We start from the raw sequence: 6,494 nt of genomic DNA, 5'->3' as shown, positions 1-6,494 counted from the left end.
CGCCGGGGCCGGGGCCGGGGCCGTCGGCGGCCGTGCGGGCTCCGCCTCGCGTCGCTGGCAACCGGCGATGCTCAGCGCCCCCGCAAACGTCAGGGCCGCCAGGGCCAGGGCCGCCACCCGCATCCTTACCTCCAGACCAGCTTGCGGCTTCAACGCCACAGGCCGGCCGCTGTCGCCATCCCCGCGTCCGCCCAAGCGTCGCCGGAAGGTCAGCCTTGCCCGTCATAGCGGACGAATTGTGGCGGCGCGGCCGGGTTGAACCTCCGCGCACGAGCGGCTTTCCTCTAGCGCCTGGAGCCGCCCATGTTCATAGACCAGCCGCCCGACTGCACCGCGCTCGCCGACGCCGCAGCCGCGCGCCCCGACTTCGCCAAGCCGGCCGAGATCCGCGCCTGGTCGGAGCGGCAGAAGCGATGGTCCGAATGCGTGCGGCTCCGCGAAGGCGGGTGGGGCCCGATCGCCGAGGTGGCGAGGGAAGGCCGGCAGGTCCGCCGCGCGTCGTTCCAGGACGGGCGGCTCGCCTTCCGGATCCCGGCGGTGGCGCTCGAGCGGGCGGGGGACGGAACGGTCAGCATCAGCATCAGCCTGGACCAGCCGCGCCGCGTGCTGACCGCGCCTCTGCCGCCGGAGACCTGGACCCGGATCGTCGCGCAGGACGCCGCCGCCAACCAGCCGCAGAAGGCGGTGAAGCCCGAGCCCGGCGCGCCGCTGGTTCTCGGCTGCCACGGCTGGTGGGCGACGATCGAAGCGGCCGACCGCGGGAAGAGCTGGCGGCAGGAGCTGTCCGAGTGCGGCCGAGATCCGCAAGCGCCGGGGTTCGCCTACGCCTATGAGCTGGCCAGCCTGGCGGTGGAGCACATCCCCGAATGCGCGGCGGCCCGGGCGAAGGCCGAGGCCCAGGACGCCACGGCGAAGTACGGCCGCGCCAAGCCGGTCTGGGCGCTGATCTTCTGCGCCGGTCGCTTCGAGCCGCGGACGTTCAACAATCCCTGACCTGCGGCATTGACTCTTCGATGATTCTGGAATTATTGAATCATCATCTATGACGCGATCCCAGGAGGGACAACCATGAAGCGCCTGCACCTGCACGTGAGCGTGCCGGACCTCGATCGGTCGATCCGCTTCTACGAGACCCTGTTCGGCGCCAAGCCGGCGGTGGTGAAGGACGACTACGCCAAGTGGATGCTGGACGACCCGTCGGTGAATTTCGCCATCTCGCAGCGTGGCCGCGACGCCGGCGTCGACCACGTGGGCATCCAGGTCGACACCCGCGAGGAACTGGGCGAACTGGCCGGCCGGCTGAAGGCCGCAGGCGCGCAGACTTTCGACCAGGAGGCGACCACCTGCTGCTACGCCCGCTCCGACAAGAGCTGGGTGGCCGACCCAGCGGGCGTGCGCTGGGAGACCTTCTTCACCTTCGGCGAGGAAACCCGTTATGGCGAGGACGAGCCAGCGGCGGCGATCCCCGCCCCGCGCGCCACGGCCTGCTGCGGCGCGGCCTGAACCGGTGGAGGCGACGGCCGCCGTCAGCGCGCTCTCGGCCCTGGCGCACGAGGGACGCCTGGAGATCTTCCGCCTGCTGGTGAAGGCCGGCGAGCCCGGCCTGCCGGCGGGCGAGATCGCGCGGGCGACGGGCGTGCTGCCGAACACGCTCTCGTCGAACCTGAACATCCTGAGCGGCGCGGGCCTGGTGAGCTCGCGCCGCGAAGGCCGCTCGATCATCTATCGCGCCGCTTACGATCGCATGCGCGACCTGCTGGCGTTCCTGGTGGAGGACTGCTGCGGGGGGAACGCGGCGATCTGCGGGCCCCTGGCGGCGATCGCCAGCCAGGCCTGCGGGGCGGAAGGCCGGAGCTGCTGACGTGGAACGATCGTACAACGTGCTCTTCCTGTGCACCGGCAACTCGGCGCGGTCGATCATCGCGGAGGCGCTGATGAACCGGCTGGGCGGAGACCGCGTCCGCGCCTTCTCGGCAGGCTCGTTCCCCAAGGGGGAAATCAACCCGGGCGCGGTCCCGGTGTTGGAGGCGCTCGGCTTCCGCGCGGCCGACTTCCGCTCCAAGTCCTGGGACGAGTTCGCCGCCCCCGGCGCGCCGCCGCTCGACTTCGTCTTCACCGTCGGCGACGCCGCCGCGGGCGAGGTGTGCCCCGTCTGGCCGGGCACGCCGGTCACGGCGCACTGGGGGATCCCCGACCCTGCGGCGGTGGAGGGCTCGCGGGCCGAGGTGGGCGCAGCGTTCGCAGAGGCCGCCCGTCAGTTGCGCAACCGCATCGACCTGTTCCTCGCCCTGCCCCTGGCCTCGCTCGACCGGATGTCGCTGCAGGCGAGACTGAAGCAGATCGGCGAGCAGGCCAACGCCGCGAGGCCAGCATGAGCGTCGTCCCGCCGGACCCCGCCGAAGGCCCCAAGGCCATGTCCCGCTTCGAGCGCTACCTGACCCTCTGGGTGGCGCTGTGCATCGTGGCCGGCGTCGGCCTCGGCCACCTGTTCCCCGCCGGCTTCCGGGCGGTGGGCGCGGCGGAGGTCGCCCGGGTCAACCTACCGGTGGCCGGGCTCATCTGGCTGATGATCGTACCGATGCTGATGAAGGTGGACTTCGGCGCGCTGCGCGAGGTCGGCCGCCACTGGCGGGGCATCGGCGTCACCCTGTTCGTGAATTGGGCGGTCAAGCCGTTCTCGATGGCGCTGCTGGCCGCGCTGTTCATCGGCGGCCTCTTCCGGCCCTACCTGCCGGCGGGCCAGATCGACAGCTACATCGCGGGCCTGATCCTGCTCGCCGCCGCGCCCTGCACGGCCATGGTGTTCGTCTGGAGCAACCTGACCCGGGGCGAGCCTCACTTCACCCTGAGCCAGGTGGCGGTGAACGACGCGATCATGGTCGTGGCCTTCGCGCCGATCGTCGGCCTCCTGCTGGGCCTTTCGGCGATCACCGTGCCCTGGCAGACCCTGCTGCTCTCGGTGGGGCTCTACATCGTTGTCCCCGTGCTGCTGGCGCAGCTCCTGCGGCGCGCGCTGCTCAGCCGTGGCGGCCGGGAAGCCCTCGATCGCGCCCTGGCCCGCATCGGTCCGCTGTCGCTGGCGGCGCTGCTCGCCACGCTGGTCCTGCTGTTCGGCTTCCAGGGCGATCAGATCCTGTCGCAGCCGGCGATCATCGCCATGCTCGCCGTGCCGATCCTGATCCAGGTCTATTTCAACGCCGGCCTGGCCTATCTGCTGAACCGGGCGAGCGGCGAGGCGCATTGTGTCGCTGGACCCTCGGCCCTGATCGGCGCCAGCAACTTCTTCGAGCTCGCGGTGGCGGCGGCGATCAGCCTCTTCGGCTTCTCGTCCGGGGCCGCTCTGGCGACGGTGGTGGGCGTGCTGATCGAGGTGCCGGTGATGCTGACGGTGGTGGCGATCGTGAACCGGACCCGCGGGTGGTACGAGGCCGGCGCGGCGGTGCGGCGGGTCGCGGCCCGGTGCGCGCCGCCGATCACACGCTAGCGGCTGGACCCGCGGGCGGGGATTTGCGACTCCTGGGGCGCAGCTACCCCGGGGAGGAGGCGCATGCACCGGAACCTCAGGACCCGCGGCGCCGGCCTGTTGCTGGCCAGTGGGCTCGCGCTCGCGGGTTGCGACCAGCCGGGCCCGCTGAGCGCCGCGGCGCGCGGCACGGCGCCCCGTCCCGCGCCGCCGGCCTGGGCTCCGCCGCTCCTGGAGACGGACCTCGCCACGGCCGTCCCCGGGACGACGACGTGCGCGGGGGCGATCGGGGGCCTCGGTCCGCGCTCCGCCGAGGCCCGGGCGGTGACCGGCTGGGCCCGCGACCCGGCCACGGGCGCGCCCGTGCGGCGGGTCGCGGCGGTGAACCGAAAGGGCCGCTTCGTGGGGTTCGGCGACGGTGGCCAGCCCGTGGAGGGCGGGCGTGGCGACGTCGGTTGGAGCCTAGTGACCGGCGCGCCCGCGAAGAACGGCGTCCGGGTCTACGGCCTCGACGCGGAGCGGCGCGCCGCCTGCCTGCTGGGCGAGATCGTCATTCCGGGCTAGCCGGTCGAACCGGCGTGCGGCGGCGGCGAAGAGCCGCTCCAGCGTCCGCGACAGGGGCTCCTTGAGGCGGAGCGCCGGACGCTCCACCAGCCGCCACGAGACGGCCGCCAGCAGAACCGTCGCGGCGAGGGCCACGAGGTAATAGCGCCAGAACCCCGCGCCCGAGGCCTGCTCCACCCACCGAACGGCGAGTTGCTGGCACGGGAAGGCGTAGATGTAGACGCCATAGGAGATGTCCTGGCCGCGGGTGAGCCGGCGGTCGAGGTCGAGATTCCGGCCGATCCAGACGGCCAGCGAGCCGTAGAGGAAGATGCTGATCACCTGGGCGAAGCTCGGGTCCTTGTGGCCGAGGGCCATGGCCACCGCCGAGACGGCGAGGACCTGGAGGAGCCGACGGTCGTCGGCGCCGTAGAGCCAGGCCCCGAACGCGAAGGCCGCCAGGAAGTTGGCGATCCAACCGACCTGCAGGAAGTCGAGGAGGAAAACGTACTGCTGGTTAAGGGCGTCGAAACCGCCGCCCAGCATCCGCGCCAGCACGGCCACGCCGAACACCCCCGCGGCCGCCATGAACAGGCGCACGCCGCGCGGGCCGAAGACCGCGGCGGCGCACGCCACGACGTAGCACATGACCTCGTACCGCAGCGTCCAGAGCGAGCCGTTTGCGGCGTCGGGCACCGGGCCGTCCTGGAACACGCCGGGCATGCCCAGCACCCCGGTGTGGAAGAAAGGCGCGGCGTTCCACATGAAGTTCCAGGTTTGTGCGCTTCGCAGGTAGTCGTTCACGGGGATCGACGAGGCGAGCGCGCAGGCCACGACCGTCAGCGCGCAGCACACCGCGAGCCCGGGCACGATCCGCAGGGCGCGGGCGACGGCGAAGGAGGCGACGGTGCGCTGCAGGGCGCTGCGGGTGACCCAGTAGCCGCTGACGACGAAGAAGATCACCACCGCGACGGCCCCGTAGGACCCGCCCGGCAGCGTCGGCTGGCCCAGCCCGGCGAGCGCGTACATGTGGCTGTGCAGAACCATCAGGGCCGCCGCGAGCCGCACGGTGTCGAAGCCGCCACGTCTCGAATGCACGTCGCTCATCGACTCGCCCGCCCCGCCACTCAACTTGAGGTGACGCTCTAGCCCCGCGAGTCCCGCCGCGCCAGGGCGCGGTCAGCCGCAGCCGGCGTCCTGGAGCGCCGCGACCGCGACGGCCAGCAAGTCGTCGCCGGTCCGGCTTTCCGGATGCCGCGCGACATAGGCGACGAATGTGTCGGTGGGGGATGGCCAGCGGCGGCCCTCCGGGCAAGGTCCCGCGGCGGTCATGGCGTCATGGCCGAGCGTGCCGATCTGGAAGACCGTGCCGCAGCCGAACGCCGCGGCCAACACCTGGCCACGCCAGGCGAGGAGCGCTTCGCGATCCGCGGGGCCGAGCGTCCGCGGGTCGATCGTCTCCCAGCTCCATGGGCCGATGGATAGCGCGGGCTTCGGCTCCACCATCCCGGTGCAGAGGTCGTGAAGGCGGCCCACGGCCCCGGGCGTTCCCCAACGGAGCCAGGCGGTCTCGTGCCAGGGGCGGGGAGCGATGCGGGACGGCTCCTCGCTCAGGCGCCCGGCGAGCTCGCGGTCGAAGGCGTCGCGGGCCTCCTCGGCGGTCATGGCCGGCGCGCTTGGCGGCGGGTCTGCCGCGGTCCGGACGACCGTCCGGCCGGGAGCCGGCGACGTGCCCGGAGCTGCGCAGCCGACCAGCCTGCGCCGTGCCGCGCCCTCGCCGGTGAAGACGGTGGCGACGTAGGGATAGGTGGGACCGCCCGGCGCCAGGGCGCAGGGCCGCTTTTCGAGGATCGCGGTGCGGCGGGCGCCCTCCGTGTCGAACCAGGCGCCGTCGCAACCGACGACGGCGCACGGCTCCGGAAGCGCCAGGCGGACGATGGCGTCGGGCTCACCCGCGACGCGCAGGCGAAGCTGGCCGGGACGGAGCGTCGCTGTCCAGTTGGGGCCAGCGCCGCGCAGGGCGAAGTTGCGCCGATACTCGGCCATGAAGGCCAGCGGCGGAGCGCCGGCGACGTAGGGCGCCTGCGGCGGCAGCGGCGTCACGCCGCCGGCTGCGGCGCAGCCGGCGACCAGCAGAAGGGCGGCGAAGGCAGGACCGAGCGGCGCCATGGCGGCGAAACGAACGCCGCCCGCGGTTGGCTCCGCGGGCGGCGGGTGGCGGCGCCGAGCTGGTCGCCATGCGCTCAGGCCGCCTTGGCCACGACGGCGCTCCGCACCTCGTGGAAGCGCACCGGGGCGTCGTGGGAATAGAGGTAGCTGATCTTCCGCCAGAAGGCCGTGGCCTCGTAGAGGCTGTCCAGGGGACCAATGACCTCCGACCAGCGGCGGTGGCGGAACTGCGTGTCGAAGTACCTGCCTCCGACGACCCAGTCGTCGCCCTTTTCGTTCGGATCCCAGGGCGGCGCGACGAGATCTTCCTCGCCGAGGC

General features: G+C 72.7%; 8 protein-coding genes. 6 read left to right on the top strand and 2 right to left on the bottom strand.

Annotated features, from left to right (window positions below; all coding sequences use genetic code 11):
* The first annotated feature begins 303 nt into the window (after positions 1–303).
* From ACE3Q8_RS22125 to ACE3Q8_RS22100, 6 genes are all read left to right on the top strand, one after another.
* Entirely contained in the window at positions 304–993 is a 690-nt protein-coding gene (locus ACE3Q8_RS22125) for a hypothetical protein (protein ID WP_374472949.1), read from the top strand.
* A gap of 75 nt (positions 994–1,068) precedes the next feature.
* Positions 1,069–1,503, top strand: coding sequence for an ArsI/CadI family heavy metal resistance metalloenzyme (locus tag ACE3Q8_RS22120; protein ID WP_374472947.1), 435 nt, complete (start codon positions 1,069–1,071; stop codon positions 1,501–1,503).
* 4 nt (positions 1,504–1,507) lie between these two features.
* Entirely contained in the window at positions 1,508–1,861 is a 354-nt protein-coding gene (locus ACE3Q8_RS22115; protein WP_374472945.1) for an ArsR/SmtB family transcription factor, read from the top strand.
* A gap of 1 nt (position 1,862) precedes the next feature.
* Positions 1,863–2,375, top strand: a complete 513-nt coding sequence (locus ACE3Q8_RS22110) for an arsenate reductase ArsC (RefSeq protein ID WP_374472944.1) — start codon at positions 1,863–1,865, stop codon at positions 2,373–2,375.
* 38 nt (positions 2,376–2,413) lie between these two features.
* Positions 2,414–3,484 carry an ACR3 family arsenite efflux transporter gene (gene arsB, locus ACE3Q8_RS22105; RefSeq protein ID WP_374472950.1) on the top strand — a complete coding sequence of 357 codons (1,071 nt, stop codon included), beginning with the start codon at positions 2,414–2,416 and terminating at the stop codon, positions 3,482–3,484.
* Between the two features lie 63 nt (positions 3,485–3,547).
* Positions 3,548–4,027 carry a hypothetical protein gene (locus tag ACE3Q8_RS22100; RefSeq protein WP_374472942.1) on the top strand — a complete coding sequence of 160 codons (480 nt, stop codon included), beginning with the start codon at positions 3,548–3,550 and terminating at the stop codon, positions 4,025–4,027.
* On the opposite strand, the gene ACE3Q8_RS22095 is transcribed toward ACE3Q8_RS22100, so the two are convergent.
* Both ACE3Q8_RS22095 and ACE3Q8_RS22090 read right to left on the bottom strand, forming a co-directional pair.
* Positions 3,926–5,113: an acyltransferase family protein gene (locus tag ACE3Q8_RS22095; RefSeq protein ID WP_374472940.1), complete on the bottom strand. Its 1,188-nt coding sequence runs from the start codon at positions 5,111–5,113 to the stop codon at positions 3,926–3,928. The two genes, ACE3Q8_RS22100 and ACE3Q8_RS22095, sit on opposite strands and share 102 nt — an antisense overlap.
* Positions 5,114–5,185: 72 nt before the next feature.
* Positions 5,186–6,175 carry a hypothetical protein gene (locus ACE3Q8_RS22090; protein WP_374472939.1) on the bottom strand — a complete coding sequence of 330 codons (990 nt, stop codon included), beginning with the start codon at positions 6,173–6,175 and terminating at the stop codon, positions 5,186–5,188.
* Positions 6,176–6,494 lie beyond the last annotated feature (319 nt).

The organism is Phenylobacterium sp. (assembly GCF_041913825.1).
In the GTDB taxonomy this organism is placed as follows: domain Bacteria; phylum Pseudomonadota; class Alphaproteobacteria; order Caulobacterales; family Caulobacteraceae; genus Phenylobacterium.
The sequence above is the reverse complement of the archived record's forward strand: the minus strand, read 5'-3'. Positions and strand labels throughout refer to the sequence as shown.